This is a genomic window from Sodalis sp. RH15 (genome assembly GCF_047324255.1).
In the GTDB taxonomy this organism is placed as follows: Bacteria; Pseudomonadota; Gammaproteobacteria; order Enterobacterales; family Enterobacteriaceae; genus Acerihabitans; species Acerihabitans ligni.
The window spans coordinates 5568966-5593528 of record NZ_CP178738.1 but is presented as its reverse complement, the minus strand read 5'-3'; the positions used below and the strand labels follow the sequence as shown (position 1 = coordinate 5593528).

21 protein-coding genes are annotated in these 24563 nt (G+C 59.0%); 13 read left to right on the top strand and 8 right to left on the bottom strand.

Going from position 1 to position 24563, the window contains the following annotated elements; translation table 11 throughout:
* Entirely contained in the window at positions 1-1416 is a 1416-nt protein-coding gene (locus tag ACL2XO_RS25330; RefSeq protein ID WP_413741807.1) for a PLP-dependent aminotransferase family protein, read from the top strand.
* A 50-nt stretch (positions 1417-1466) separates the two neighbouring features.
* On the opposite strand, the gene surE is transcribed toward ACL2XO_RS25330, so the two are convergent.
* A complete protein-coding gene (gene surE, locus ACL2XO_RS25325; RefSeq protein ID WP_132925010.1) occupies positions 1467-2243 on the bottom strand; it encodes a 5'/3'-nucleotidase SurE in 777 nt (258 codons plus the stop codon).
* A 385-nt stretch (positions 2244-2628) separates the two neighbouring features.
* Between surE and ACL2XO_RS25320 the strand changes: the two genes are divergently transcribed.
* Genes ACL2XO_RS25320 through ACL2XO_RS25305 form a run of 4 tightly spaced genes read left to right on the top strand, consistent with a single transcriptional unit; the run spans position 2629 to position 5983 of the window.
* Positions 2629-3672 (top strand): isopenicillin N synthase family dioxygenase, encoded by a 1044-nt coding sequence (locus tag ACL2XO_RS25320; RefSeq protein ID WP_413741806.1) that lies wholly within the window; start codon positions 2629-2631, stop codon positions 3670-3672.
* Between the two features lie 20 nt (positions 3673-3692).
* Complete coding sequence (locus tag ACL2XO_RS25315) at positions 3693-4505, top strand: MetQ/NlpA family ABC transporter substrate-binding protein (protein ID WP_203520677.1); 813 nt, start codon at positions 3693-3695, stop codon at positions 4503-4505.
* The gene (locus ACL2XO_RS25310) at positions 4502-5293 is read left to right on the top strand and encodes a methionine ABC transporter ATP-binding protein (protein WP_413725835.1); all 792 of its coding nucleotides are present in this window, start codon (positions 4502-4504) and stop codon (positions 5291-5293) included. The genes ACL2XO_RS25315 and ACL2XO_RS25310 overlap by 4 nt, the downstream gene beginning before the upstream one ends.
* An 18-nt stretch (positions 5294-5311) precedes the next feature.
* The gene (locus tag ACL2XO_RS25305; protein WP_413725834.1) at positions 5312-5983 is read left to right on the top strand and encodes a methionine ABC transporter permease; all 672 of its coding nucleotides are present in this window, start codon (positions 5312-5314) and stop codon (positions 5981-5983) included.
* Between the two features lie 117 nt (positions 5984-6100).
* Here the strand turns inward: ACL2XO_RS25305 and ACL2XO_RS25300 are convergent, their stop codons facing one another.
* The 4 genes from ACL2XO_RS25300 to ACL2XO_RS25285 form a co-directional block, all read right to left on the bottom strand.
* The gene (locus ACL2XO_RS25300; RefSeq protein ID WP_132925020.1) at positions 6101-7252 is read right to left on the bottom strand and encodes a trans-sulfuration enzyme family protein; all 1152 of its coding nucleotides are present in this window, start codon (positions 7250-7252) and stop codon (positions 6101-6103) included.
* Positions 7253-7261: 9 nt separating this feature from the next.
* Entirely contained in the window at positions 7262-8632 is a 1371-nt protein-coding gene (locus ACL2XO_RS25295) for a pyridoxal-phosphate dependent enzyme (RefSeq protein ID WP_413741805.1), read from the bottom strand.
* Positions 8633-9183: 551 nt separating this feature from the next.
* Entirely contained in the window at positions 9184-10146 is a 963-nt protein-coding gene (locus tag ACL2XO_RS25290; RefSeq protein WP_413741804.1) for a GNAT family N-acetyltransferase, read from the bottom strand.
* Positions 10147-10277: 131 nt separating this feature from the next.
* Positions 10278-11231, bottom strand: coding sequence for a sugar-binding transcriptional regulator (locus ACL2XO_RS25285; protein WP_413741803.1), 954 nt, complete (start codon positions 11229-11231; stop codon positions 10278-10280).
* A gap of 185 nt (positions 11232-11416) precedes the next feature.
* On the opposite strand from ACL2XO_RS25285, the gene dalD reads away from it, so the two are divergent.
* The 5 genes from dalD to ACL2XO_RS25260 all read left to right on the top strand — a co-directional run bounded on the left by dalD (position 11417) and on the right by ACL2XO_RS25260 (position 18270).
* Positions 11417-12817, top strand: coding sequence for a D-arabinitol 4-dehydrogenase (gene dalD / locus ACL2XO_RS25280; RefSeq protein ID WP_413741802.1), 1401 nt, complete (start codon positions 11417-11419; stop codon positions 12815-12817).
* A gap of 15 nt (positions 12818-12832) precedes the next feature.
* Positions 12833-14302: a xylulokinase gene (gene xylB, locus ACL2XO_RS25275; protein ID WP_413725831.1), complete on the top strand. Its 1470-nt coding sequence runs from the start codon at positions 12833-12835 to the stop codon at positions 14300-14302.
* Between the two features lie 468 nt (positions 14303-14770).
* Positions 14771-15730 (top strand): substrate-binding domain-containing protein, encoded by a 960-nt coding sequence (locus ACL2XO_RS25270; RefSeq protein WP_132925032.1) that lies wholly within the window; start codon positions 14771-14773, stop codon positions 15728-15730.
* 46 nt (positions 15731-15776) lie between these two features.
* Positions 15777-17276: a sugar ABC transporter ATP-binding protein gene (locus tag ACL2XO_RS25265; RefSeq protein ID WP_413741801.1), complete on the top strand. Its 1500-nt coding sequence runs from the start codon at positions 15777-15779 to the stop codon at positions 17274-17276.
* Positions 17277-17391: 115 nt separating this feature from the next.
* A complete protein-coding gene (locus tag ACL2XO_RS25260; RefSeq protein WP_132927969.1) occupies positions 17392-18270 on the top strand; it encodes an ABC transporter permease in 879 nt (292 codons plus the stop codon).
* On the opposite strand, the gene ACL2XO_RS25255 is transcribed toward ACL2XO_RS25260, so the two are convergent.
* From ACL2XO_RS25255 to ACL2XO_RS25245, 3 genes are read right to left on the bottom strand one after another with little or no spacing between them, the layout of a single operon-like run.
* Complete coding sequence (locus ACL2XO_RS25255) at positions 18248-19774, bottom strand: FGGY-family carbohydrate kinase (RefSeq protein WP_413741800.1); 1527 nt, start codon at positions 19772-19774, stop codon at positions 18248-18250. The two genes, ACL2XO_RS25260 and ACL2XO_RS25255, sit on opposite strands and share 23 nt — an antisense overlap.
* Before the next feature lie 34 nt (positions 19775-19808).
* On the bottom strand, positions 19809-20609 hold the full coding sequence (locus ACL2XO_RS25250) for a BtpA/SgcQ family protein (RefSeq protein ID WP_132925038.1): 801 nt from the start codon (positions 20607-20609) through the stop codon (positions 19809-19811).
* 49 nt (positions 20610-20658) lie between these two features.
* On the bottom strand, positions 20659-21510 hold the full coding sequence (locus tag ACL2XO_RS25245; protein ID WP_413725828.1) for a DeoR/GlpR family DNA-binding transcription regulator: 852 nt from the start codon (positions 21508-21510) through the stop codon (positions 20659-20661).
* A 157-nt stretch (positions 21511-21667) separates the two neighbouring features.
* Here ACL2XO_RS25245 and ACL2XO_RS25240 point away from each other — a divergent pair, with 157 nt between their 5' ends.
* The 3 genes from ACL2XO_RS25240 (at position 21668) to ACL2XO_RS25230 (ending at position 24557) form a co-directional block, all read left to right on the top strand.
* Positions 21668-22468, top strand: a complete 801-nt coding sequence (locus ACL2XO_RS25240; protein ID WP_132925041.1) for an SDR family NAD(P)-dependent oxidoreductase — start codon at positions 21668-21670, stop codon at positions 22466-22468.
* 148 nt (positions 22469-22616) lie between these two features.
* Positions 22617-23741 (top strand): ABC transporter ATP-binding protein, encoded by a 1125-nt coding sequence (locus tag ACL2XO_RS25235; protein WP_203520705.1) that lies wholly within the window; start codon positions 22617-22619, stop codon positions 23739-23741.
* 15 nt (positions 23742-23756) lie between these two features.
* Positions 23757-24557: a carbohydrate ABC transporter permease gene (locus ACL2XO_RS25230; protein WP_413725826.1), complete on the top strand. Its 801-nt coding sequence runs from the start codon at positions 23757-23759 to the stop codon at positions 24555-24557.
* Positions 24558-24563 lie beyond the last annotated feature (6 nt).

Sequence of the window (24563 nt, the reverse complement as noted above, 5' to 3'; positions counted from 1 at the left end):
GTGCCGAGTAAATATGAGGTGCTGGTTCAGCAGGTGCGCGAACAGATTACCGCCAATATCTGGCAGGCAGGGGAGAAGCTACCCTCCCTGCGTGAACAGGCGGAAAGTTCCGGCATAAGCCTGATGACCGTGATGCATGCCTATCAAATTCTGGAAAGCCAGGGCTGGATTTTTTCCCGTCCCCAGTCCGGTTATTATGTGGCGCCGAAGGCCGAATTTCTCACGCAGCCGGCGGTGCATCAGCAGGTACAGCCCGCTGAATCGGTGGATATCAATGACTTTATTTTCGAGGTGCTGCAGGCCGGGCGCGATCCGGATATCGTGCCCTTCGGGTCGGCGTTTCCCGATCCCGGCCTGTTTCCTCGCCGGCAGTTGACGCGATCCCTTTCCCGGGTCGCCCATGCCATGAGCGCCCTGAGCGTGGTGGATAATCTGCCTCCCGGCAACGAGGCGTTGCGCAATATTATTGCCAAGCGGTATGCCTTGCAGGGCATGAAGGTGTCGCCGGATGAAATCGTCATTACCGCCGGCGCGATGGAGGCGCTGAACCTGAGCCTGCAGGCGGTCACCCGCCCCGGGGACTGGGTGATTGTGGAAAATCCGGCCTTTTACGGTGCGCTTCAGGCGCTGGAGCGGCTGCAGCTGAAAGCCCTGGCCATCGCCGCCCATCCGCGGTTCGGCATCGATCTGACGGCGCTGGAACAGGCGCTCAACGACTATCCGGTGAAAGCCTGCTGGGTGATGACCAACAGCCAGAATCCCCTGGGCTGTACCCTGTCCGACGAGAAAAAGCAGCGGTTGGCGGCGCTGTTGCAGCGGTACAACGTCTATTTGATCGAGGACGATGTCTATCATGAGCTCTATTTCGGCGCGCACAAGCCCCTGCCGGCCAAAGCCTATGATACCCGTGGCATGGCCATGCACTGCTCTTCGTTTTCCAAAAGCCTGGCGGCGGGTTTTAGGGTCGGCTGGGTGGCCGCCGGTGAGATGGCCGGCAGGATCCAGCGGCTACAGTTGATGAGCACCCTGTCCACCAGCGCGCCGATGCAGCTGGCGCTGGCGAATTATCTCGCCACCCGCGGCTACGACAGCCACCTGCGGCGATTACGCCGGGTGCTGGAACAGCGTAAAAACAGCTACCGGCAGGCCTTGCATCGCCTCCTGCCCGAGGTGCGCATCAATGAATGCCACAGCGGTTATTTCCTATGGATCGAGCTGCCGCCGGGGGTGGATGCCACCGAGCTCTATCGCCGGGCGCTGCGGCAAAAAATCAGTATCGCCCCGGGCCGGATGTTCTCGGCCGGCGGTCTTTATAACAACTACTTCCGCTTTAACATCTCATATGAATGGAACGACCGGCAAACCCGGGCGGTTGAGGTATTAGCCCGGTTGATAAAAGAGATGCTGCCGGTTTGACAGCCTGCTTATGCGTTGGACATTTCGGCGGACAGGCGCGCTTTTATCCCTTAGAAATCTTGACGGTAGAGCGTGGCGAGGCGCTGGTATTCATTGGTTTGGGTCCGTTCAAAAGTCAGCGGCGTAACCGAGATATACCCTTCCTCATTGAGCTTCAGTTCGCTGTTGGCCGGACGGTCAAGCCGGCCGTGCTGCACCCGTATCCAGAAGTAATCTTCTCCATGGGGATCGCGGGTGGCGTCCACCGTCAGTCCGTCCACCTTGCCCATGCCCTGGGCGGTGACCCGAATGCCTTTGACCTTGTCCGCCGCGATATCCGGGAAATTCACGTTCAGACAGACCTGCTTGTCCCAGGGATGCTGCAAAAGCTGGCGCAGGGTCTTCACCACGTGGTGGCGGGCGCTGTCCCAGTTAACCTCGTTATCCGGATCCCGGTTCTGGCTCAGGGCGATGGAGGGAACGCCCAGCAGCATGCCGGTAGTGGCCGCGCCCACCGTGCCGGACAGCAGGGTTTCGAATCCCAGGTTGGAGCCGTTATTGATGCCCGACAGCACCAGATCCGGCGGCGTGTCCTGCATGGCCTGGCGAATGGCGAACGCCACGCAGTCGGCGGGCGTGCCGTACACCGCAAAGAGCCGCTCGCCCCGCTTGACCACCCGTACCGGCGCACGCATGCTCAGGGAATTGGCCACCCCGCTTTTGTCCTGGGACGGCGCCACTATCCACACTTCCTCGGCGATTTCCCCCGCCGCCTGGGCCAGCAATGCCAGTCCCGGCGCATCAAAGCCGTCGTCATTGGTCAGTAATACCCGATTCACTATTTTCATACTCAGACCTTCTAGGGTTGGTGAAGTTAAAAATGTGATCTATGCATGATTTATATCCCATGGGACGCAAGGATAGCAAACCGAATAGAAAGATTTGGTTACCGGTATGGCGGGTAAATACCCAATAGATTTCACGTTGCAGCCAACACAGCTGCGGCTTGAAAGATGACGGGTATAGTAGGGGCGGAAATAAGTTAGAACTGAACGGTATTGGGCGGCGGGGAGGGCCCAATGCTAGGTTTGAAACCTTAACCGATGGTGTTGAACATAAAAATCTCATGGATATTCGGCCTTTTATCGGAGTGAATCATGACTGAAAACTGTTGTTGCTGCGCGGCATCTTGTGTCCTTCCCCCGGAATCAACAAAGATCAACGGAGCAGCCTATGAGTACTACCTCTTTACCGCTATTGGATCTGTCCCGGCTGGAAAATAGCCCGGCGGAACGTAGCGCTTTTCTTGCCGAACTGCGCCACGCGGCGCGCGATATCGGTTTTTTCTACCTGACCGGCCACGGCGTCGATACGCATTTACTGGACCAGGTGCAACACTTATCCCGTGAATTTTTTGCCTTGCCCGACGCCCAAAAACAGTCGGTGGCGATGGTGAATTCCCCTCATTTTCGCGGCTATAACCGCGCCGCCGCCGAGCTGACCCGCGGACAGCCCGACTGGCGCGAGCAGTTCGATATCGGCGCCGAGCGCGAGCCGTTGCCGCAAACCCCACAGTCACCGGGCTGGACCCGGCTGCAAGGCCCCAACCAATGGCCCGCGGGTGTCCCGGCGTTAAAACCCGTTCTGCTGCGCTGGCAAAACGAAATGACCGCCATGTCCCTGCGCCTGTTGCGCGCCTTTGCCTTGGCGCTGTCGCTTCCTGAACAGGCGTTCGACACCCTTTATGGCGACAAGCCGAACGAACACATCAAGCTGATCCGTTATCCGGGACGGGATAATACCGGCAGTACGCAAGGGGTCGGCGCCCATAAAGATTCCGGATTTCTGAGCTTTCTGCTGCAAGACCGCCAAAAGGGCCTGCAGGTGGAGGTGGAGGAAAACCACTGGCTGGACGCCGAACCCGTGGCCGGCACTTTTGTGGTGAATATCGGCGAACTCCTTGAGCTGGCCACCAACGGTTATCTGCGCGCCACGGTCCATCGGGTGGTCTCGCCTCCCGCCGGCCGGGATCGCCTCTCCATCGCTTTCTTTCTCGGCGCACGGCTGGATGCGGTGGTGCCGGTGTATCAACTGCCCCCCGAACTGGCCGCCCAGGCCCGCGGACCTGCCAGCGATCCGCTGAATCCGCTGTTGCGGGACGTCGGCTGGAACTACCTGAAGGGGCGTTTGCGATCCCATCCCGATGTGGCGGAGCGCTATTACGCCGACATTTTGCGCAGCGATTTGCGCAACGACAGCGGCGAACTTACCGTCTGATTTGACAAGGAATATCACCGATGAAAAATGTTGCCATGATCCGTTTGGCCGGGGCGGCCCTTGCCGTTTCCCTGGCTTTCTCCGCCCAGGGGGCCGATGCGCTGCGGGTTGCCGCCGATCCGGTGCCCCATGCGGAAATCCTGAATTTTATCAAAACCTACGATCCGGCGCTTAAGCTGGATGTCATTGAACTCACTAACGGCGTCAATGCCAACGAACTGCTGGCCCACGGCGATGTGGATGCCAACTATTTCCAGCATTTGCCTTATCTGCGGGATCAGGAAAAGGCGCTGGGACGAAAGTTTGCCGTGGCGGCCACGGTGCATATCGAGCCGCTGGGGATTTACTCCGCCAAATATAAGACGCTGAAACAGATACCGGATAACGCCAAGGTGGCGGTGCCGAACAATGCCACCAACCTGAGCCGGGCGCTTTATCTGTTGCAGAATAAGGGCTTGATCAAGCTGAAGGCCGGTTATGACGACCCGTCGCTGAACCAGGCCACGCCGCAGGATATCGCCGACAATCCCAAGCATCTTAACATCCTCGAAATCGAAGCGCCGCAAATACCCCGTTCCCTGGACGATGTGGATCTGGCGGTAATCAACGGTAACTATGCCCTGGAAGCCGGGCTGCAACCGGCGCGGGACGCCCTTGGCCTGGAGAGCGCCGTCAATAATCCCTATGCCAATATCCTGGTGACCACGCCGGAGCTGGCAAAGGACCCGCGGATTGAAAAGCTGGCGCAGGACCTGCAATCCCCGGCGGTGGCAACGTTCATCAAAGAAAAATATGCCGGTTCGGTGATCCCGGTGGAGGGCGGGAAGTCATGATCGAGATCGACCGACTGGGCAAGGTCTATGACGGCAACGGTCGACCCGCGCTGCACGATGTGTCCCTGCGCATCGAAGACGGCGCCATCTATGGCATTCTCGGCCGCAGCGGCGCCGGCAAGAGCACCTTGATTCGCTGTCTCAACCTGCTGGAGCGGCCCAGCTCCGGCAGGATCCTGATTGATGGCCGCGATATCACGGCGCTCGATCCCCGCGAACTGCGGCTACAGCGCCAGCGCACCGGCATGGTTTTCCAGCAGTTCAATCTGCTCCATGCCCGTAACGTGTCGTCGAACGTCGCCGTGCCGCTGGAAATCGCCGGCGTGCCCCGGCGTGAACGGGCGCGGCGGGTCGGGGAGCTGCTGGATCTGGTGGGGCTGGCGGATAAGGCCCGGGCTTTTCCATCCCAACTGTCCGGTGGTCAAAAACAGCGGGTGGGCATTGCCCGCGCGCTGGCGGCCCGGCCCCGATATCTGCTGTGCGACGAAGCCACCAGCGCGCTGGATCCGGAAACCACCGCCTCGGTGCTGGCGTTGCTGGAAGATATCCATCGCCGGCTGGGATTGACCATCGTGTTGATAACCCATGAGCTGGAGGTGGTGAAAGCCATTTGCGACAGCGCGGCGCTGCTGGAGCAGGGCCGGCTGGTGGAAAGCGGGCCGCTATCGTCGCTGTTGCGCCAACCCGAGTCCCGGCTACGCCAGGCACTGTTGCCGGACAGGCAGGCTGAGCAGGCGTTTTTGCGGCGCCACGGCGTCGAAGGGGTATCCCTAAGCGTAGTGGCATAGCCCGGAGGATATTTTAATATGCGTAGTGGCATGAGCTGGGATGCGTTATGGCCGTTGCTGTGGAACGCCACGCTGGAAACGCTGTATATGGTGGTGCTGGCGACGCTGTTTACCGTCTTGATCGGACTGCCGCTGGGGGTGGTGCTGTTTATCAGCCGCCGCGGCGGTGTCTTACCGCTGCCGCGCCTGCACGGTATCCTGGGGGCGATAATCAATATCGGCCGCTCGCTGCCCTTTGTGGTATTGCTGGTGGCCCTGATCCCTTTTACCCGCCTGATAATCGGCACCACCCTCGGCAGTACCGCCGCCGTGGTGCCCATTACCATCGGCGCATTTCCTTTTTTTGCCCGCATCGTTGAAACCGCCCTGGATGAAGTGGATAAAGGCCGTATCGAAGCCATTCTCTCCATGGGCGGCTCGGTGCGCCACGTCATAGGCAAGGTGCTGCTGCCCGAGGCGCTGCCGTCATTGTTGGCCGGCATCACCCTGACCATGGTAATGCTGATCGGGTTTTCCTCCATGGCCGGCGTGATCGGCGGCGGCGGACTGGGGGATTTGGCCATCCGCTACGGCTACCAGCGCTTCAACAACGAGATGATGGCGGCCACGGTGGTGGTCCTGATTGTAATGGTGCAGGGGGTACAATCCCTCGGCAACCTGCTGGTGCGTTCCCTGTCGCACCGCAGGTAGGGTTGATTCACCGGCCGCTTCCAAGTGGCTCCGGATTGTTGGCAAACGTACTCGACGTTAATAAGGCGGTACAGGACGCCAGAAGGGTAAACCGTCCTTGAATACCCGCCTTCATCACTACAGTATCGCCAGTCCCCGGCCGAGATCCTCAATCAGATCGCCGGCATCCTCGATGCCCACCGACAGCCGCACCAGCTGCGGCGTAATGCCGTTGGCCAAACGCTGCTCCAAGGGAATCGAGGCATGGGTCATGGTGAAGGGCTGGCTCACCAGGCTTTCCACGCCTCCCAGGCTTTCCGCCAGGGTGAACAGGTTCAGGCCGCCGATAAACCGTTTGGCGGCGCTGTCGTCATCGCCTTTCAGTCGAATGGAGATCATGCCGCCGGGGCCGCGCATTTGCCGGCGGGCCAGCTCGTATTGCGGGTGGTCGGACAGGCCGGGATAATACACCGCCGCGATTTCCGGCCGCCGGGCCAGCCATTCGGCGAGGCGCTGCGCGCTTTCGCTGTGGCGCGCCATACGCAACGCCAGGGTACGTATGCCCCGCAGGGTCAAAAAGCTGCTGAAGGGATCGAGCACGCCGCCCACGGCGTTTTGTAAAAAGGCCAGCTGTTCCGCCAGCGCCGGATTGTCCCCCACCACCGCCAGCCCGGCCACGACATCGGAGTGACCGTTGATGTATTTGGTGGCGGAGTGCACCACGATATCGAACCCCAGGGTTAACGGCTGCTGCAGGACCGGCGAGGCAAAGGTATTATCGGCGACGCTTATCAGGTTATGGCGCCGGGCGATGGCGGCGACGGCCGCCAGATCCGCCAGCTTCAGCAGGGGATTGGTGGGGGTTTCCACCCAGATCATCCGGGTCTGCGGCTCAATGGCCCGCTCCAGCGCGCCGGGATCCCCCGGCTTGACCCAGCTTATCCGCAAACCGGCGCTGCGGCGGCGCACTTTTTCCAACAGGCGGTAAGTGCCGCCGTAAACGTCGTCCACCGCCACCACGTGGCTGCCGTGGTCCAGCAGTTCCAATACCGTGGCGCAGGCCGCCAGCCCCGAGGCGAAGGCAAATCCGGCGGTGCCGTCCTCCAGTTGGGCAATGGCCTGTTCCAGAGCGTGGCGGGTGGGATTGCCGCTGCGGGAGTATTCATAGCCGCTGTGCTCCCCCGGCGCGGTCTGGGCAAAGGTGGAAGTAGCGTAAATCGGCGGCATTACCGCGCCGGTGGCGTCCGGGGTGTAGCCGCTGTGAACGGCGAGGGTCGCGATGTCGGTCATGGTTAATCCTTATGAGTGAATGCGGTTGCGCCAGGTGTTCAAGACATCGGCGCGGGTAATCAGGCCCAAAAATTGTTCGCCGTCCATGACCACCGCCACATGCCCCCGGGCGAAGGTCTTTAACAGGGTGGCTTCATCGGCTTCTTTCGGCAGGGTAAATACGTCGCCGGTCATGGCATCCGACACCGGCAGGGCGAACCTGCCCGCATCCGCCCGTACCCGCGTCAGGATGTCCCATTCGTCAATCAGCCCCACCAGCCGGCCCTGATCCAGCACCGGCAGTTGGGAGATATCGTATAGACGCATGCGGGCGTGGGCGGTGGCCAGGGTGTCGTCCGGCAGGGCGAACACCGTCGCCCCCTCATCGTGGCGAAAGGCGATGAAATCACGCAAATCGCCGATGGTCGGCCGCTGACGCAATCCCTGCTGCCGCAGCCAGTCGTCGTTAAACATCTTGGAGAGGTATTTGTTGCCGCTGTCGCAGGCGAAGGTCGCCACCCGCTTGGGCGTCCGCTGCTCCCGGCAATAGCGCAATGCCGCCGCCAGCAGCGTTCCGGTGGAGGAGCCGGCCAATATGCCTTCTTTAAGCAGCAGGTCGCGGGCGGTATCAAAGGACTCGCCGTCGCTGATGCGGTAGGCCTTGGTCAACTGCTCCACCTGGCTCAGCGGCGGAATGAAATCCTCGCCGATACCCTCCACCAGCCAGCTGCCGGCCGCGGGCAGGGTGCCGTGTTCCACCCGATCCGCCAATACCGACCCCGCCGGATCCGCCAGAATGAATTCGGTGCCGGGGGAGACTTCGCCGAAAAAGCGGCGCAAGCCCCCCAGCGTACCCCCGGAACCGACCCCTACCACGATGGCGTCAATCCGTCCATCCATCTGCTGCCACAGTTCCGGCGCGGTGGTGCGGTAGTGGGCCAGGGGATTGGCGGGATTATTGAATTGATCGATATAAAACGCGCCGGGGGTCTCCTGCGCCAGCCGGCGGGCGTAATCCTGATAATAGGCGGGGTGGCCTTTGCCCACGTCGGAACGGGTCAGCAATACTTTTGCCCCCAATGCCCGCAGATGGAAAACCTTCTCACGGCTCATTTTATCCGGCACCACCAGTATCAGCCGGTAGCCTTTCTGGGCCGCCACCAGCGCCAGTCCCAGTCCGGTATTGCCGGCGGTGGCCTCGATAATGGTGCCTCCCGGCGCCAGCACGCCGTCATGCTCCGCCTGTTCAACCATCGACAGCGCCACCCGGTCTTTAATGGAGCCTCCGGGGTTTTGGTTTTCCAGCTTCAAAAACAGACGGCAGGGGCCGCTGTCCAGCCGCGTGAGTTCCATGGTCGGCGTATGGCCGATAAGATCGAGAACGGAATCGGGTAATGACATAGCAGTTTCCCTTGGTTGTCGGAAAGGGCTTTTGCCGGATGATAGGACTGAAGCGAGGCAGGACTTAAAGAATATATAACTACTTCATATGCTATTAAGTAATATAATCTGCTGTTTAGACGTGGAGATGGATAGCCGTATGGCGTTAGAGAAGGATAAAATAAAATGATAGCCCCGCGCAGGGCGGCACTGCGCGGGATGCCGGCTGGAAAGGGTGGCGGAAAGGTAAAACAAATTGCGGGTAATGGCTAAGCTTTACGGAAATATGTCTAAGGATATGAATGGACTTGAGCGTGTAGGGGAAGCCTTTGACGGCATTAACGCCATCATGATTCATTTATTGCCGGAAACCTTGCGGCATTGCCCCAAGGTCAGACTGCTGACAAACATGCTCGGAACCCAAAAGGCGGGACAGGCTGCTGGAAGGGTAAACCGTCCGCGCCAGGGACGGCGCGGATCGAGCCTCCAGGGAGGGATTCACGGCGTGTTTACGATCCGGCAGCCTGTCCCGACCGGGCACTTTGTCAACAAACTCACTTTGAGGCATTGCCTCATGGTTCGTTTGGCGCATTATTTCGGCCGGGCCGGATAAAACACTGCTCCGTCATCTCCTTACCCCACTGACTGCCGGTGAATTCCCGGTCCAGGACAAAACCGGCGGCCTCATAAAGCCGTCTGGCGGCGTCCAGCCCGCTGAAGGTCCACAGCTCGGTTTCGGCAAATCCCGTCTCGTCGCAAAAAGCCAGGGCGGCGGCTAATAATTGTTTGCCGACGCCCCCGCCGCGCCGTCCGTCGTCCACGATAAACCAGCGTAAATGCGCGCGGCCGGCGGCCAGGTCTTCACCGTCAATGGCAATGGCGCCGATGACATTGCCCTCCTCCAAGGCCAGCCAGATTTCATTGCGCGGATGCTCAAGCCGGCTGACGAATTCCGCCATGCCGGCGGCAACCTTGCTTTCGAAAAAGGCGCCGAAACCTACCGTGCGCGAGTAGTAACGGGCGTGCATGTCCACCGTCCGGCCGATGGCGCCCGGACGGTATCCGCTGTTGATACTGACGGCGGACACCGGCACAACGGACCTGCGGCGGTACGCTTCCAGGGCGCCGGCATAGGTTGACAGACCGTACAGGACTTTGCCGTGGACGTCGGCAGGCAGTTTTTCCAGCGCCCCCGCCACCTGCGCGCGGGCATAAGCGTCGATGGCCGCCAGGGTTTCCCGCCCTTTAGGGGTCAGGGCGAGGGTTTTTGACCGCCCGTCCCGCGGGCTGGTGTCCGCGCAAAGCTGCCCGGCGGCGATAAATTTGCGCAACATCCGGCTGACGCTGGATTTTTCCAGCAAAAGCACGTCGCAAAGCTCCGCCGCCGTCATCGATCCGCGGTTGCCGATTTCAACCAATGCATGCACCGATGAGGGGGAGAGATCGGAACCGGCCAGGGTAGGATGCATAAAGCCGAATTCGCGCACCAGCCGGCGGGAGGCGGCGCGTACTGCATCGAGGTGAGTCGCGGGCATGATGGTTTCCAAGGCGAGAGGATACATATAGTTGTATCATGCAACTATATCTCAATCAACCCGCCGGGACTCGAATGCCCGCTATGCCGATGCGGCGGAGGGCGAATTGTCAGCCGGCTTTCACCGGGCAATCAGTTGGCTTCGGCCAGGAGTTTCGTTGCCGTTTCTTCATCGGTTACCAGGCCGTTTACCCAGCCGCCGGTTAACACCGCCTGGATAGCCTGGAATTTTTCACTGCCGCCGGCAAAAGCGATAACCGGTTTGTCGGGGTGTGGACTGATGGTAATGCTGGTAAGCCGATCGTCCATTTCACTCACCACCCGCAGGCCGTTCGCGCCGATGAAATGGCCGATGATTTCCGCCACCACGCCCTCTTCCATAAGATGGTTCACCTCGTCATCGGTAATGAAACCGTCGGTATGCAATGGGCAGTGATAGTTCAGCTGGCCGATGCCGACAAACGTGACATCCGCCAGCGCCGCCTTATCGGTGACCATGCGGTAAATACGATGATTACACCACAGCTCTTTATCCGTCAGGCTATCGGCGAACAGCGGCGCCGGCAGGATAAAATACTTGCCCTGGGTCTTCTCCGCCATCCATAACGGCACGTCATAACGGGTACAGGAACCGTCCGAGGCGATGGCGCCGATCATCGAAACGCAGCTGTGCTGGGGACGATCCAGCCGGGCCATTTCGTTAATGGTGGCCCGCAGCGCCCGTCCGGAACCCACCGCCATAATCTTTGGCTCTTCCTGTTCGGCAAACTGCATCATCACTTCGGCCCCCGCCACCGCAATCATGCTATTGATGCTGTCCGTTTCCATGCCGCCGGAGGGGACCACCTGGCAGACCGTTAAATGGAAGCGTTGGGCCAGACGTTCCGACAGCGCGGTGCATTCGGCCACCGGGTGGGTAATGTTCACCCGTACCAGGCCGTTTTCAGACGCCAGCGCCACCAGGCGTTGCGCCGCCTGGCGCGACACGCCCAGCACTTCGGCGATTTCATGCTGCGTCTTGCCCGCGACGTAATACATCCAGGCGGCCCGCGCGGCCTGATCCAGCTTCCGGAAGCTTTTACTCATCTTCACACTCATATTTTAATTGTTAATGAAATATACCCGCCCTGGTCCCGTCCCGTAAATCGATCATTTTTGATATGTGAGCTAAAGCTCATTTAGTGGGCTATTATTCGATTAAGCTTCCCATCTAAGCAATTACCCGTTTTGTGAGCTTATGCTCAATCACTCTATGCGAGGTACGATAAGTTATGTCCACTCTTAATCATTTTTTCTGGATGCATATCGGCGCCGGCTCATTCCATCGCGCCCATCAGGCCTGGTATCTGCACCGCCTGCTGGTGCAGGGCGACAAGCGTTGGTCCATCGCCCTGGGCAATATCCGCGACGACGCCAAACCGCTGTTGGAAGCATTGACAGCCCAGAAGGGGGAATACGCACTGGAAACCGTGACACCGGCTGGTGAGCGCCAGTATGAAAAAATCACCTCCATCAGCAAGGTCATCCCCTGGGATGAAAAGCTGACGGCGCTGGTGGAACAAGGCGCCGCCGCGGATACCCGCATTATCTCCTTTACCGTCACCGAAGGCGGCTATTACCTGGATACCCATTTCAAACTCGATCAGGCCAATGCGGATATCCAGGCGGATCTCAACGGCGGCACCCGTACCATTTACGGCACCATTGCCAAGATATTGCAGACCCGGCGTGCCCGGGATACCGGCAGCGTTACCTTGCTCAGCTGCGATAATGTCCGCCATAACGGAGAACGGTTCCGCGACGGCCTAACCGAGTTTCTCACCCTGCGCGGGGAAAACGAATTACTGGCCTGGTTCAAAGCCAATACCACCACGCCCAATACCATGGTGGACCGGATCACGCCCCGTCCGTCGCCGGATATCGCCGGTCGCGTTAAACAGGCGTTAAATATGGACGACCGGGCGCCGGTGATGGGGGAATCCTTTATCCAGTGGGTAGTGGAAGACAATTTTATCGCCGGCCGGCCGGCGTTGGAAAACGTCGGGGTGGAGATGGTGGAAACGGTCGTCCCCTATGAAGAGGCCAAAATCCGGATCCTGAATGCCAGCCACAGCTGTATCGCCTGGGCCGGTACGCTGATCGGCCAATCCTACATTCATGAAAGCACCGGTACCGATGCCATCCGGCAAATGGCTTACGACTATGTTACGCAAGATGTCATCCCTTCCCTGACCCCAAGCCCCCTTGACCTGGCCCAATACCGCGACGTGGTGCTCGATCGTTTCAGTAATCCCTATATCCGCGATACCAACCAGCGGGTGGCCGCCGACGGGTTTTCCAAAATACCGGGCTTTATCACTCCCACCCTGATCGAGTGTTATCGGCGCGGACAACAGCCCAAGGCCACCGCCGTCCTGCCGGCGCTGTTCTTTATCTTTATGCGGCGCTGGCATGAAGGCGAACTGCCTTATACCTACCAGGACGGGATCCTGGACGAGGCCGCCGTTCACGCGATGTTCACCTCCGCCGATCCGCTGGCGCGGTACGCCCGTGACGGCAAGATGTTCGGCCCCCTGGCCGCCAGGGCGGAATTCGAACAGCTGTTAAGGGATACCGTTGCCCGGCTCGATAGCTGGGTCAAGGCGAATACGCCGCTGGCAACCACGCATTAATCAAGGGGATGAATTATGTATCTCGGTATTGATTTAGGCACCTCGGAGATAAAAATCGTCATTATCGACGACACCGGCCGGCTTGTGGCCGCCGAGGGAGAGCCCCTTACGGTGCAGCGTCCCCATCCGCAATGGTCGGAACAGGATCCCGCCCAGTGGTGGTCGGCAACCAACCTGGCCATCGGCCGGCTGCGCGCCCGCCATTCGGATCTCTGGAGCCGGATCCGCAGCATCGGCCTTTCCGGCCAAATGCACGGCGCGGTATTGCTCGATGAGCACGATCGGGTGTTGCGTCCCGCCATTCTGTGGAACGACACGCGCAGCGCCGCAGAGTGTACCTTGCTGACCCGGCTGGCGCCGGAGCTGCATGCGGTGGCCGGCAACCTGGCCATGCCGGGATTCACGGCGCCGAAATTGCTGTGGGTGGCCGAACATGAACCGGCCGTTTTTGCCGCGGTCCGCACCGTGCTGCTGCCCAAGGATTATCTGCGGCTGCTGATGAGCGGCGAAAAGGTCTCCGATATGTCCGACGCCGCCGGCACCCTGTGGCTGGATGTGGCCAAACGGGATTGGTCCGATTCCATCCTGGCGGCCTGTGGGCTGACCAGGGACAACATGCCGTCGCTGGTGGAAGGATCGGCGCCGTCCGCCTGTCTCAAGGCCGATGTGGCGCGGGCATGGGGCCTGTCCGAACAGGTGGTTATCGCCGGCGGCGGCGGTGACAACGCCGCCAGCGCGGTGGGCATTGGCGCGGTGAACAGCGGCGACGCCTTTATTTCGCTGGGTACCTCCGGCGTGATTTTTGCCGTGAATGACACATTCCGGCCCAATCCGCAGTCGGCGGTGCACGCCTTTTGCCATGCCCTGCCGGGCCGCTGGCATCAGATGAGCGTCATGCTCACCGCCGCCAGCGCCCTTCGCTGGCTGTGCCAGATTCTCGGCACCCATGAAACCGCCCTGCTGGAAGAGGTTGCGGCGCTGAGTCTCGAGGAGCAGAGCCGGGCGCCGATTTTCCTGCCTTATCTGTCCGGTGAGCGCACGCCCCATAACGATCCGGTTGCCAGCGGCTCGTTCCACGGGCTGACCCATTCGACGGAACGCGCCGCGCTGGCTTATGCGGTGCTGGAAGGGGTGGCGTTCGGCCTGGATGACGGGCTGGATGTGATGAAGCAGGCGGGCAGCCATATCAGTCAATTTTCCCTGATCGGCGGCGGCGCCAGGAGTCCGTGGTGGGCGCAGCTGATAGCCGACGTGGTGAAGATTCCGGTGGTTACGCACCGCGACGGCGCTGCGGGCGGCGCGCTGGGCGCCGCGCGGCTGGGCTGGCTGGCGGTGGGCGGCAACGAAGCCGAGGTGTGCCGCAAACCGGAGGTACATGCCCGTTTTGAAGCCGACGCCGGACGCGCCAGGCAGCTGGAGAGCCGTTTGAAGCGCTACCGCCTGTTTTATCAGCAGCAGGTGGAGGCGAGAAGGCTGGCGCCTTAAAACATCGTTTTCCATTACATGCTGAAGTTTCGGATAACTTAAGGAGCGTATTTACAACAACCCGTAATGTGTTGTTCCGAGACGGCTCATCATGGATGAGAGCCTTTAGACTGCTGACAGATTCTCCCGGAGCTGATAAGGCGGGACAGGATGATAGAGGAGTAAACCGTCCGCGCCAAGGATGGCGCGGATCGAGCCTCCATGGATGGATTCACGGCGTGTTTACGATCTATCGTCCTGTCCCCGCCCAAACACTAATGAGACTGTCAGCAAGCTCAGGTTGTTCATGGATGAGTGCCTTCAGATTGCCGATGTGGCCCGATACCTCCGGTGGCACCACCCTTGGTTTTATAAACAAGTCGTTCTATAAGCACGCAGTTTTCGCAACAAGAGTTTGATAAGCAGAAAAGAGCATCAGTCTTACGAAGTGACCTCTACCCAACGTAACAAACAAAAGGAAGGATTTTAATGAAAAAAGCATTCATGAGTCTTCTGTTGGCTTTGGCAACGGTGACGGTATCGGCTCACGCCGCGGATAAAATCAAGGTGGGCTTTGCCAACCGGACCCTGAACGGCGCCTTTTTTAACGGCCTGACTGAATATATGAAGATTCACGCCAAAGAGCGCGGATATGATTTGATCACCACCGATGCCCGCGGCGATCTGAATAAACAAATCTCCGACGTGGAGGATATGATTTCCCAGGGGATCAATTACCTGGTGCTGAATCCGCAGGATCCGGAAGCCGGCATGCGCATTACGCAAATCGCCAAACGGGCCGGCATCCCCACCGTTATCCTGGACAGCGATATCTCCCTGGACGCGCCGGTGATTACCCGGGTGCAGGCCAATAATGCCAAAGACAATATCGAAATTGGCGAGTATGCGGTGCAGCAATTCGGCGACAAACCGATGAACTGCGTCATCATCAGCGGCAATCAGGGCAATCTGGTGGGAGAAGCCCGCCGCACCAATTTCGTCCGCGGCGTTATGGAAGCTCAGCTGCGCAAATATAACCATACCAGCCTGACCGTCGTCAGTCAGGGCTGGGGCAACTGGGATCAGCAGGGCGCCCAGAAAGCCATGGAAGATATCATTGTCGCCCAAGGCAACAAGATCAACTGCGTCTACAGCGAAATGGACGATATGGCCCTGGGCGCCATACTCTCCCTCAAGGCCGCCAATAAACTGCAGGACGTGAAAGTCTATGCCCATGACGGTTATAAAAAGGGCCTGGAAGCCATTGAACGCGGCGATTTGCAGGCCACCGCCGCCAATAACCCCAATACCCTGACCGATACCGCCCTGGGGGTTATCGCCAAATATTCCGCCGGCAATAAAGACTTCCCGGACTATGTCTATACCCCCACCATCATGATTAACAAAGATAACGTGAAACAAGTCTACGATCCCAAGTCGCTTTTCTGAGGCCGTCCCCCCTTGTCATGAGGGGGGCTGAAAATGAGGTGTTGTCATGGACCAGTATGCGGTCGTTATCAATAATGTGAAAAAAAGTTTCGGCGGCGTCCATGCGCTGAAAAATATTGATCTGAAGGTGAAGCATGGCACTATTCATGCCATCGTGGGGGAAAACGGCGCCGGTAAATCGACGCTGATGAAAATACTGTCCGGAATCTATATCAAGGACAGCGGGACCATCGCCATCAATGGCAAAGAAGTCCACTTCACGTCGCCGAAGCAAAGCCGGGAAAACAACATCGGCATTATCTATCAGGAACTGGCGCTCTCGCCGGATCTGACCGTGGCGGAAAATATCTTCCTCGGCGATCTGGGGTTCGGCGGCCATTTTGTCAATTGGAAAAAAATGAACCAGAGAGCCGGCCGGGTACTGTCGAATCTGGGTTTCCAAATACCGCCCACCGCCCGTCTCGGCAGTTTGAGCGTGGCGTATCAGCAAATGGTGGAAATCGCCAAATCCTTGGCCAGGGATGTCAAGATACTGATTCTGGACGAACCCTCGGCGGTATTATCCAGCCGGGAAATAGATATTTTATTCAGCCAGCTGAAATTGCTCAAGGGCCAAGGCGTCACCATTCTTTATATTTCCCACCGGCTCGATGAGATATTTGCCATCGCCGATGCGATTACCGTGATTAAAGACGGCGAAACGGTTACCGATCTGGATCCTAAAACCTGCACGGAAGATGACATTATCTCCAGCATGGTGGGGCGTAAATTTGAAAATCTTTATCCGAAAAAAAACACTCCGGGAGAAGAGGTGATCCTGGAAGTCCGGGGCATGTCTACCAAGTCATTGCTTAATGATATCAACCTTACCGCCAGGAAAGGTGAAATCGTCGGCCTGGCGGGATTGGTAGGGTCCGGCCGTACGGAAATATCGCGCTGTCTGTTCGGCCTCGATCGGATGAGCAGCGGCAAAGTGATTAAAAACGGCAAGGAAATCGTTATCAAACATCCTGCCGACGCCATGCGGCAAGGCATCGGCTTGGTACCGGAGAACAGGAAAGAGCAGGGGGCGATATTATCCCGTCCCATTCGGGAAAATATGACGCTGTCCAGTTTGAAACGCGTCTGTTATAAGCTTGGAATAATCAATTACCGCCATGAAAAATCCTTCAGCGAACAATCCCGAAAACGGCTGGCGATTAAATTGGGATCCATCGAAGATCCTATATCCAGTCTCAGCGGCGGCAACCAGCAAAAAGTGGTTATCGCTAAATGGCTGAATACTGATTGTGATTTGCTGATTCTTGATGAGCCAACCCGTGGGGTCGATGTCGGCGCCAAGGTGGAAATTTATAACGTCATTCATGAATTAGCGCAAAAGGGCTATGCCATTATTGTTATTTCTTCCGAAATGATTGAGGTTATTTCCCTCGCCCATCGGGTCTTTGTCATGAGCGAAGGATCCATAACCACCGAATTGCAGGGCGCTCAAATCACCGAAGAAAACATCATGAGATTCGCCATACCTAAACGTGCTTTAGCGTAAATGAGGAAAGATTATGGAAACGGTAACCCATTCCACTGATTCGGCGGGTTTTTCCCTGCGGACCAAGGTGCTGAAATTTTTTTCCAATAACTCTACGTTGTTGGTGTTTTTTGTCATGCTGATTGTCGCCAATTTTTTATCCGATCGGTTTTATAGTCCGGAAAATATCACCAATGTGCTCAGGCAAAGCGTACCGCTGGGGCTGGCGGCTATCGGTATGCTGTTTGTCATCCTCACCGGCGGCATCGACTTGTCGGTAGGGTCGATTATGGCTCTGGTGTCGGTGGCCGTGGCGCTGTTGATTCCGGAAATCGGCGTGCTGCCGGCCATTGTTGCGGGGGTGGGTATCGCCACTCTGGTGGGGGCGGCTGCCGGCTGCCTGGTGACCTTTTTCAATATCGCGCCGTTTATATCCACCCTGGCCATGATGACCATCGCCCGCGGTTTGGCGCTGATTGTGTCCAAGGGCCAGCCGATATTTATCGATGACGTTTCCTATGTGAATTTCGGCACCGGCTATTTGTTCGGACTGCCGCTGCCGGTCTATGTGTTTATCGCTTTTGCCCTTATCGCGCACTTCGTTTATCAGTATACGGTGTTCGGGCGGCTGGTGATTTCCATCGGTTCCAATGAAACCGCTACGCGCTTTGCCGGCGTGCGGGTGGATTGGTACAAATTCGCCGTTTATGCCCTAAGCGGGTTGGCCTGCGGCCTGGCAGGAGTTTTGGCTTCCACCCGTACCGGAGTGGGTTCGCCGGTAATGTCCATCGGTTTCGAACTGGACGTCATCGCGGCGGTGGTGGTAGGGGGCGCTAGCCTTGCGGGGGGCAAGGGGACGGTGGTGAATACCATTATCGGCGTGCTGATCCTGAGCATCATCTCCAATCTGATGAACCTGATGAATATCTCCGGCTACAACCAGCAGGTGGTGAAAGGGGCGATCATTATCATCGCCGTGATGCTGGAGAGCTTTAAATCCCGGGCGCGGGCATGATTCCTCCCCCAGTTAGGGGTTTGCATTGGGCATAGAGCTCACGAAAGCGGGGATAGAGTTCGCCGTAGCGGCCATGATTACCGGCGTCGGGCTGTATAAGTTCGCCGAACCGCACAAAGGCCCCGGCGCCGTTCCAGTCGTCGCTTTGGCCGGTGCCGATGGCGGCGGCCCAGGCGGCGCCAAGGCACGAGCCGGGATGTCCCGTCAGACGCTGCAGCGGCGCGCCGAGCACGTCGGCAACGATTTGCATCCACAGCCGGCTGGCGGAACCGCCGTCGGAGACGATATAGCGGCGGGTGGGATAACCGATATCATGCAGGGTTTCCACATGATGTTTGATAGCGTAGGCATAGGCTTCCAGCAACGCGCGCCATACGTGGCCCGCATCATGTGAAAGGGTCAGCCCGAACAGCACGCCGCGCGCCGCCGGATCGTGCAGCGGGGTTTTTTCGCCGAGAAAATAGGGCAGGCAGAGCACGCCGTCGGCCCCCGGCGGCTTTTGCTGCGCCAGGCTATCGAGATACTGGTGCAGTGACATGCCCGCCTCTTCCGCCGCCGCCCGGTGCTGACCGGCAAAATTTTCCGCGAACCAGTTCAGGCCGGAGCCGCCGGTGGACATACAGCCGTTGGGCATATACAGTCCGGGAATCAGATGATAGTCCAGGTATAAGCGGGCATCGGGATAGACGTCCGCCGCCGCGGTCAGTACATCCACCGACCCGCCGAATTTCAGCAGCGCATCCCCCGGCCGGGTGACCCCGGCGCCGAGGGCGGAGGCAATCATATCCGCCGCGCCGCCGATGACCGGCGTGCCGGCGGCCAGACCGGTCCACCGCGCGGCGTCGGGCGTCACGACGCCGAGAATGTCATGGGAACGCACCAGCCGGGGAACCGTTCGGCGCGGCAGGTGGGCCAGGGCAATCTGCCCATCGTCCAGTTCGTGGGTGGCGATATTCACAAAACCCGCTTCCAGCGCCCAGTTCTGCTCAACGGCTTTTTCGCCCGTGAGCTTCCAGTTGATATAATCATAGGAGCCGAATACCGTGGCTATGCGTTGATAAACCTGGGGTTCATGCCGTTCAAGCCAGCGAATTTTCGCCCCCACCAGTTGCTGATTGATGCCGTTGCCGCTGCGGGCGATAAAGGCTTTTTCATCCTGTTCAGCGCGGATTTCGGCCACCTGCTCTCCGCAGCGCCCGTCGCTTTGCTGGATGCTGGGGCGCAGCAGGTTTCCCCCGTCGTCCAGCAGGACCACGGCGGGCAGCATGCCGGTGACGCCGATGCCGGCAATCTCGTGGGGGTCAAGCGCCGCGGTCGCCAGCAGCTCACGGCAGATGTCGCCGACGTTACTCCACCACTGTCCGGGATCTTCCTCCGTCCATCCCGGCTGGGGCGACGAGAGCCGCACCGGACGGGAAACAATGCCCAGCACCCGATCCGGCGGCCGGATCAGGATGCCGATAGTGGACGTCGTTCCTATATCAATACCCAGCAAACACGTCATGCTTTCTCCCGTCATGCTGCCGTTGCGGTGCCTCTTAACGCAGGGTTTCCACCACGTCCATAAAGCGTTTCACCCGATCGCCGTCCACCGCATTCCAGGTATAACCGTCCACCTTGAAATGGGTGCCGATAATGACGCCGCTGGCCAGGCTTAACACCTCGCGCACATTATCGATTTTAGTGCCGGTATTGGCGAACACCGGCACGTCGGTTACCGCTTCACAGACTTTACGCAGATGGGATTGGTCCGCCGCTTCGCCGGTAATCGGGCCGGAGACCAGAATCGCGTCCGCCAGGGAAGAAAATACCGCGCTGCGGGCCCGCAGTTCTATCGGCCGGCTGTCCAGGGAGTGGGCAAATTCGGCGTTGATATTGAACAGCAGTTTCATATCGTCGCGGCCGAGATTATGCCGCAGGCGGGAGGCGGTGGCGCAGTCGGGCTGCCAGATACCCATATCGGAAGCGAACACGCCGGTAAAGATTTCCCGCACAAAGCTGGCGCCGGTGGCGGCGCCGATGGCGACGCTGGCTTTCGGATCCCACAGGTAATTAACGCCGAACGGAACCTTCAGCGACGGTTTCACCGCCTGCACCACCGCCGCCATGGCGGCAACGCCCTCCGGCGCGGCGTTGAAGACATAGGGGCGATCGTTCTCATTGCCGAACATGACGGCATCCACGCCCCCCGCCTGCAGTTTTTCCACATCCGCCAGCACGCCTTCAATCAGCTTGTCGATGCCGCCGTCGGCATCATAAAGCGGCGATCCCGGCAGAGCGCCGATATGGGCCATGGCGATAACGGCTTTCTTTTTATTACCCAAAAATTCAAAAATCATAGGATGCTCCAGACGATTTACTAGGGAACCCGCTGTTCCCTTCCACGTATCAGCCGATCTCGGATAAAGGGGGCGCGACAACCACCTTGATCTTTGCCGCTTCCAGCGCGAGGGCGATGGCCGGCGGCGGCGCGCTGTCGGTTATCAGCATGTCCACGCCCGGCAAGGGGGCGATATTCACCAGGGACATGCGTTGAAATTTTGAAGAGTCGCACAGTACGACTTTGAAACCCGAGCGGCGCAGATAGAGCCGTTTGAGTTCAACATCTTCAAAGGAGTAATCGTAAAACCCGCTGCCGGTGATGCCGGAAACGCCGATAAAGGCAATATCGAACCACAGCGGTTCGAACTGGGCGACGGCGGCCGGGCCGCCCATGGACATTTCGTCGCCGCGCATATGTCCCCCCGCCAGATAGATGTCCGGCGCGCCGCTGCTCATGCGGTAGGCAATGCGCACGCTATTGGTGAAAATCTTCAAGCGGTGGCGTTCCATCAGCCGTTCCGCCATCAGGTAAGTGGTGGTGCCTACATCCAGCGCCACGGTCCGATAGCCGCAGGCGATGTCCGCCGCCGCCGCCGCGATACGGGCTTTGGCGTCGCAATGCAGCGCCAGCCGGGACTCGAAACTGGGTTCTTCGCGATCCATGGCCACCGGCGGGCTGCTCTCCGGCAGCACCGCGCCGCCGTGGATGCGCACCAGTTTCCCTTCCGATTCCAATTCCACCAGGTCGCGGCGGATGGTCATATCCGAGACGTCCAGTTCGGCCGCGATGCCGGTAACCGAGACCGAGCCTTCCCGCGCCAGGGTGTCAATAATATGCAGTTGCCTGTCCTGGGCCATTAGCCGGGTCCGTTCCGGTTTGTCCGGAAATACCGGCAGAACGTCTTTGTTTGCATTCATGTTGAGATCCTAAAAGTCAGAATGTTTGAAACATCCGTTAATTCAAACATCGTTTCAAACATAATACGGGTAATTATTTTTTTATCAAACAAATTTTGTTTTGATTTGTTTGCTTTTTTGTTATAAGTAATAGTACATCTCTTTCAGGAGCCGTAACATGAGCCTCGATACTTCCAGTCCCTGTCAGTTCCCCGGCCTGGCCGGCCAAGCCGCGGTGGTGACCGGCGGCGGCGCCGGCATCGGCCGGGCCATTGCCCGCTCGCTTATGGCGCAAGGGGTCCGTGTGGCCATTGGCGACATTAACGAGGTTACGGCCAAACGCACCGCGGCGGAGCTGGGGGGCGAGACCTTCGGATTTCATTTGGACGTGCGCTCCCGCGAGTCGGTTAACGAGGGATTCGCCAAAGTGAACGATGCGTTCGGCAGCTTTCAGATCCTGGCGGCCAATGCCGGGGTATCCACCATGCAGCATGCGCTGAAGCTCACCGATGAAGAGTGGGATTTCAATTTTGACGTTAACGCGCGCGGCATCTTTCTCACCAATCAGATTGCCGCCCGGCAGTTCGTGGCCCAGGGTCAGGGGGTAATCGTCAATACCGCGTCGCTGGCGGCGAAGGTGGGCGCTCCGCTGCTGGCGCACTATTCCGCCAGCAAGTTCGCGGTGCTGGGCTGGACCCAGGCGCTGGCCAGGGAACTGGCTCCCAAGGGCATACGCGTGAACGCCGTTTGCCCGGGATTCGTCAAAACCGGCATGCAGTCGCGGGAAGTGGAGTGGGAGGCCGAACTGCGGTCCGTCACGCCAGAGCGGGTCATTGAGGATTATATCGCGCAGACTCCGCTGGGACGGCTGGAAACACCCGAAGATGTGGCGGATGTGGTGACCTTTCTCTGCTCGGATGCGGCGCGCTTCATGACCGGGCAAGGCGTCAATGTCACCGGCGGTGTTTATACCGGCTGACAAGTGAACAAAAGACAACATTGTTTTTGATTTAGAACAATACGCCTCTTGTGGCTCATAGAGGCCGGCAGTCAGTTAACGCCATCAACGCGGCAACCGTTTGCGTTGATGGCGGATCGCTCGTGCGTCAGCGTCGGAGACAACGCCCATGGCTTCTATTGAATTGCAGCAAGTATCAAAAATCTATCAGAATAATCAATACAGCGTGCGCGACGTTAACCTGAAGATCAACGACGGCGAATTCGTTATTTTCCTCGGCCCGTCCGGCTGCGGCAAATCCACCACCCTGCGCATGATTGCCGGTTTGGAAAGCATTACCTCCGGCGAGCTGCGCATAAACGGTCAAAACGTCAACCGGGTGGCGCCGCGCGACCGCAATATCGCGGTGGTATTCCAAAGCTATGCGCTGTATCCCCATATGACCGTGGCGGAAAATATGGCCTTCGGCCTGAAAATGCGCGGTACGCCGACGGCGATTATCCGGCAGAAGGTCGCTGAAACCGCCGCGATGCTGGGACTGGATCAGCTGTTGCACCGTAAACCCGCCGCGCTGTCCGGCGGCCAGCGCCAGCGGGTGGCGCTCGGCCGGGCCATTGTCCGCGAACCCCAGGCGTTTTTACTGGATGAGCCGCTGTCCAACCTGGATGCCCAGCTGCGTGCCGAAATGCGCACCGAACTGATAAAGCTGCATCGTCGTTTGGGTAAAACCATGGTTTATGTCACCCACGATCAGGTTGAGGCCATGACCATGGGGGATCGTATCTGCATCATGCGCGACGGATATCTGGTGCAAAGCGGCACGCCCCTTGAGGTTTACGCCAACCCGGCCAATACCTTCGTGGCGCAGTTTCTCTCCTCGCCGCCCATTAACCTGGTTTCCTGCATTGTGCGCAGTCGGGCCGGCGAAATCTTCCTGGAGCTGGACGGCGGCCGGCTTATCCGGGTGTCGGATTACGCGCAGCAGCATTATCGCCGCCATGAAGGCAAGCCGGTCACCCTGGGTATCCGGCCGGAGGATTTCCACGCGCGCCAGCACGGCGCCCACTGGCAGCCGCTGCCCTTCAACGTCACCGCCGTGGAGGCCCTGGGGGCGGAAAATATCGTCACCGGCACCATCGACAATGTCAGGTTTGTGGTGCGCCTCGACCGCCATACCCTGCCGGCGCCGGGGGAGCGGCTCACCCTGTATATGGATCCCGATCCCCTGCATCTCTTCGACAGCCATACCGGCGATGTCCTTTCGCGTCCGGCGTCGCCGCCCTTTATCAATTAATCCGGGAGTCAGGTTATGTTACGTAAAATTACTCTGCACCTGGGCCTGATAATCGCTTGCCTGGTGGTGATCCTGCCGCCGCTTTGGGCCCTGCGCACCAGCCTGGTGCCGGAATCCCTCTCTTACAGCACGGCGGTTTTTCCCCACTGGACCTGGGAAAATTACCGGGGCCTGCTGGAGCAGAATGATTTTCTCACCCATTACGGCAATAGCCTGATCGTCTCGTTTTGTTCGGTGATTCTGGCGATGCCGTTTGCCGCCGCCACCGGCTACGCGTTCGCCCGCTTTCGAACCGGCGGCAGCGGGGCACGCTTTATCATGTTGGCTACCCAGATGCTGCCGGCGGTGGCGCTGGTGCTGCCGGCGTTCGCGCTGCTGCGCACCCTGGGTCTCACCAATTCCCTGCTGGGGTTGACGCTGGTGTACGCGGCGCTGAACCTGCCGTTCCTCACCTGGATCCTGATGGGTTTTTTCGAGGGAATTCCGGTGGATTTGGAGTGGGCGGCCATGACCGATGGCGCCACGGCCTGGGGCGCGTTCCGCCATATCGTCCTGCCTGTTTCCCTGCCCGGACTGGCCGCCGCCGCGGTGCTGGGTTTTATCCTCTCATGGAACGAGTTTTTATTCGCCCTGGTGCTGAGCGGACCGCAAACCTCCACCATCCCGGTAGCGCTGGCGGCCTTGCAAACCTCTAACGGCGTACAGATAGGCAAAGTCTCGGCGGGGGTGGTACTGGCCATATTGCCGCTGATTATCGCGTCGCATTTTATCCAGCGTTTCATCGTCAAGGGCCTGACCTTCGGCAGCGTTAAGTAGTACTGA

What these genes read in the sequence shown, in the direction of transcription:
- ACL2XO_RS25320 (WP_413741806.1), top strand. Translation starts at nt 2,629, where the DNA reads ATGAGTACTACCTCTTTACCGCTATTGGATCTGTCCCGGCTGGAAAAT.
- ACL2XO_RS25250 (WP_132925038.1), bottom strand. Translation starts at nt 20,609, where the DNA reads ATGATTTTTGAATTTTTGGGTAATAAAAAGAAAGCCGTTATCGCCATG.
- ACL2XO_RS25230 (WP_413725826.1), top strand. Translation starts at nt 23,757, where the DNA reads ATGTTACGTAAAATTACTCTGCACCTGGGCCTGATAATCGCTTGCCTG.
- dalD (WP_413741802.1), top strand. Translation starts at nt 11,417, where the DNA reads ATGTCCACTCTTAATCATTTTTTCTGGATGCATATCGGCGCCGGCTCA.
- ACL2XO_RS25300 (WP_132925020.1), bottom strand. Translation starts at nt 7,252, where the DNA reads ATGACCGACATCGCGACCCTCGCCGTTCACAGCGGCTACACCCCGGAC.
- ACL2XO_RS25315 (WP_203520677.1), top strand. Translation starts at nt 3,693, where the DNA reads ATGAAAAATGTTGCCATGATCCGTTTGGCCGGGGCGGCCCTTGCCGTT.
- ACL2XO_RS25290 (WP_413741804.1), bottom strand. Translation starts at nt 10,146, where the DNA reads ATGCCCGCGACTCACCTCGATGCAGTACGCGCCGCCTCCCGCCGGCTG.
- ACL2XO_RS25295 (WP_413741805.1), bottom strand. Translation starts at nt 8,632, where the DNA reads ATGTCATTACCCGATTCCGTTCTCGATCTTATCGGCCATACGCCGACC.
- ACL2XO_RS25260 (WP_132927969.1), top strand. Translation starts at nt 17,392, where the DNA reads ATGCTGATTGTCGCCAATTTTTTATCCGATCGGTTTTATAGTCCGGAA.
- ACL2XO_RS25255 (WP_413741800.1), bottom strand. Translation starts at nt 19,774, where the DNA reads ATGACGTGTTTGCTGGGTATTGATATAGGAACGACGTCCACTATCGGC.
- ACL2XO_RS25305 (WP_413725834.1), top strand. Translation starts at nt 5,312, where the DNA reads ATGCGTAGTGGCATGAGCTGGGATGCGTTATGGCCGTTGCTGTGGAAC.
- ACL2XO_RS25235 (WP_203520705.1), top strand. Translation starts at nt 22,617, where the DNA reads ATGGCTTCTATTGAATTGCAGCAAGTATCAAAAATCTATCAGAATAAT.
- ACL2XO_RS25245 (WP_413725828.1), bottom strand. Translation starts at nt 21,510, where the DNA reads ATGAATGCAAACAAAGACGTTCTGCCGGTATTTCCGGACAAACCGGAA.
- ACL2XO_RS25265 (WP_413741801.1), top strand. Translation starts at nt 15,777, where the DNA reads ATGGACCAGTATGCGGTCGTTATCAATAATGTGAAAAAAAGTTTCGGC.
- surE (WP_132925010.1), bottom strand. Translation starts at nt 2,243, where the DNA reads ATGAAAATAGTGAATCGGGTATTACTGACCAATGACGACGGCTTTGAT.
- xylB (WP_413725831.1), top strand. Translation starts at nt 12,833, where the DNA reads ATGTATCTCGGTATTGATTTAGGCACCTCGGAGATAAAAATCGTCATT.
- ACL2XO_RS25240 (WP_132925041.1), top strand. Translation starts at nt 21,668, where the DNA reads ATGAGCCTCGATACTTCCAGTCCCTGTCAGTTCCCCGGCCTGGCCGGC.
- ACL2XO_RS25310 (WP_413725835.1), top strand. Translation starts at nt 4,502, where the DNA reads ATGATCGAGATCGACCGACTGGGCAAGGTCTATGACGGCAACGGTCGA.
- ACL2XO_RS25270 (WP_132925032.1), top strand. Translation starts at nt 14,771, where the DNA reads ATGAAAAAAGCATTCATGAGTCTTCTGTTGGCTTTGGCAACGGTGACG.
- ACL2XO_RS25285 (WP_413741803.1), bottom strand. Translation starts at nt 11,231, where the DNA reads ATGAGTAAAAGCTTCCGGAAGCTGGATCAGGCCGCGCGGGCCGCCTGG.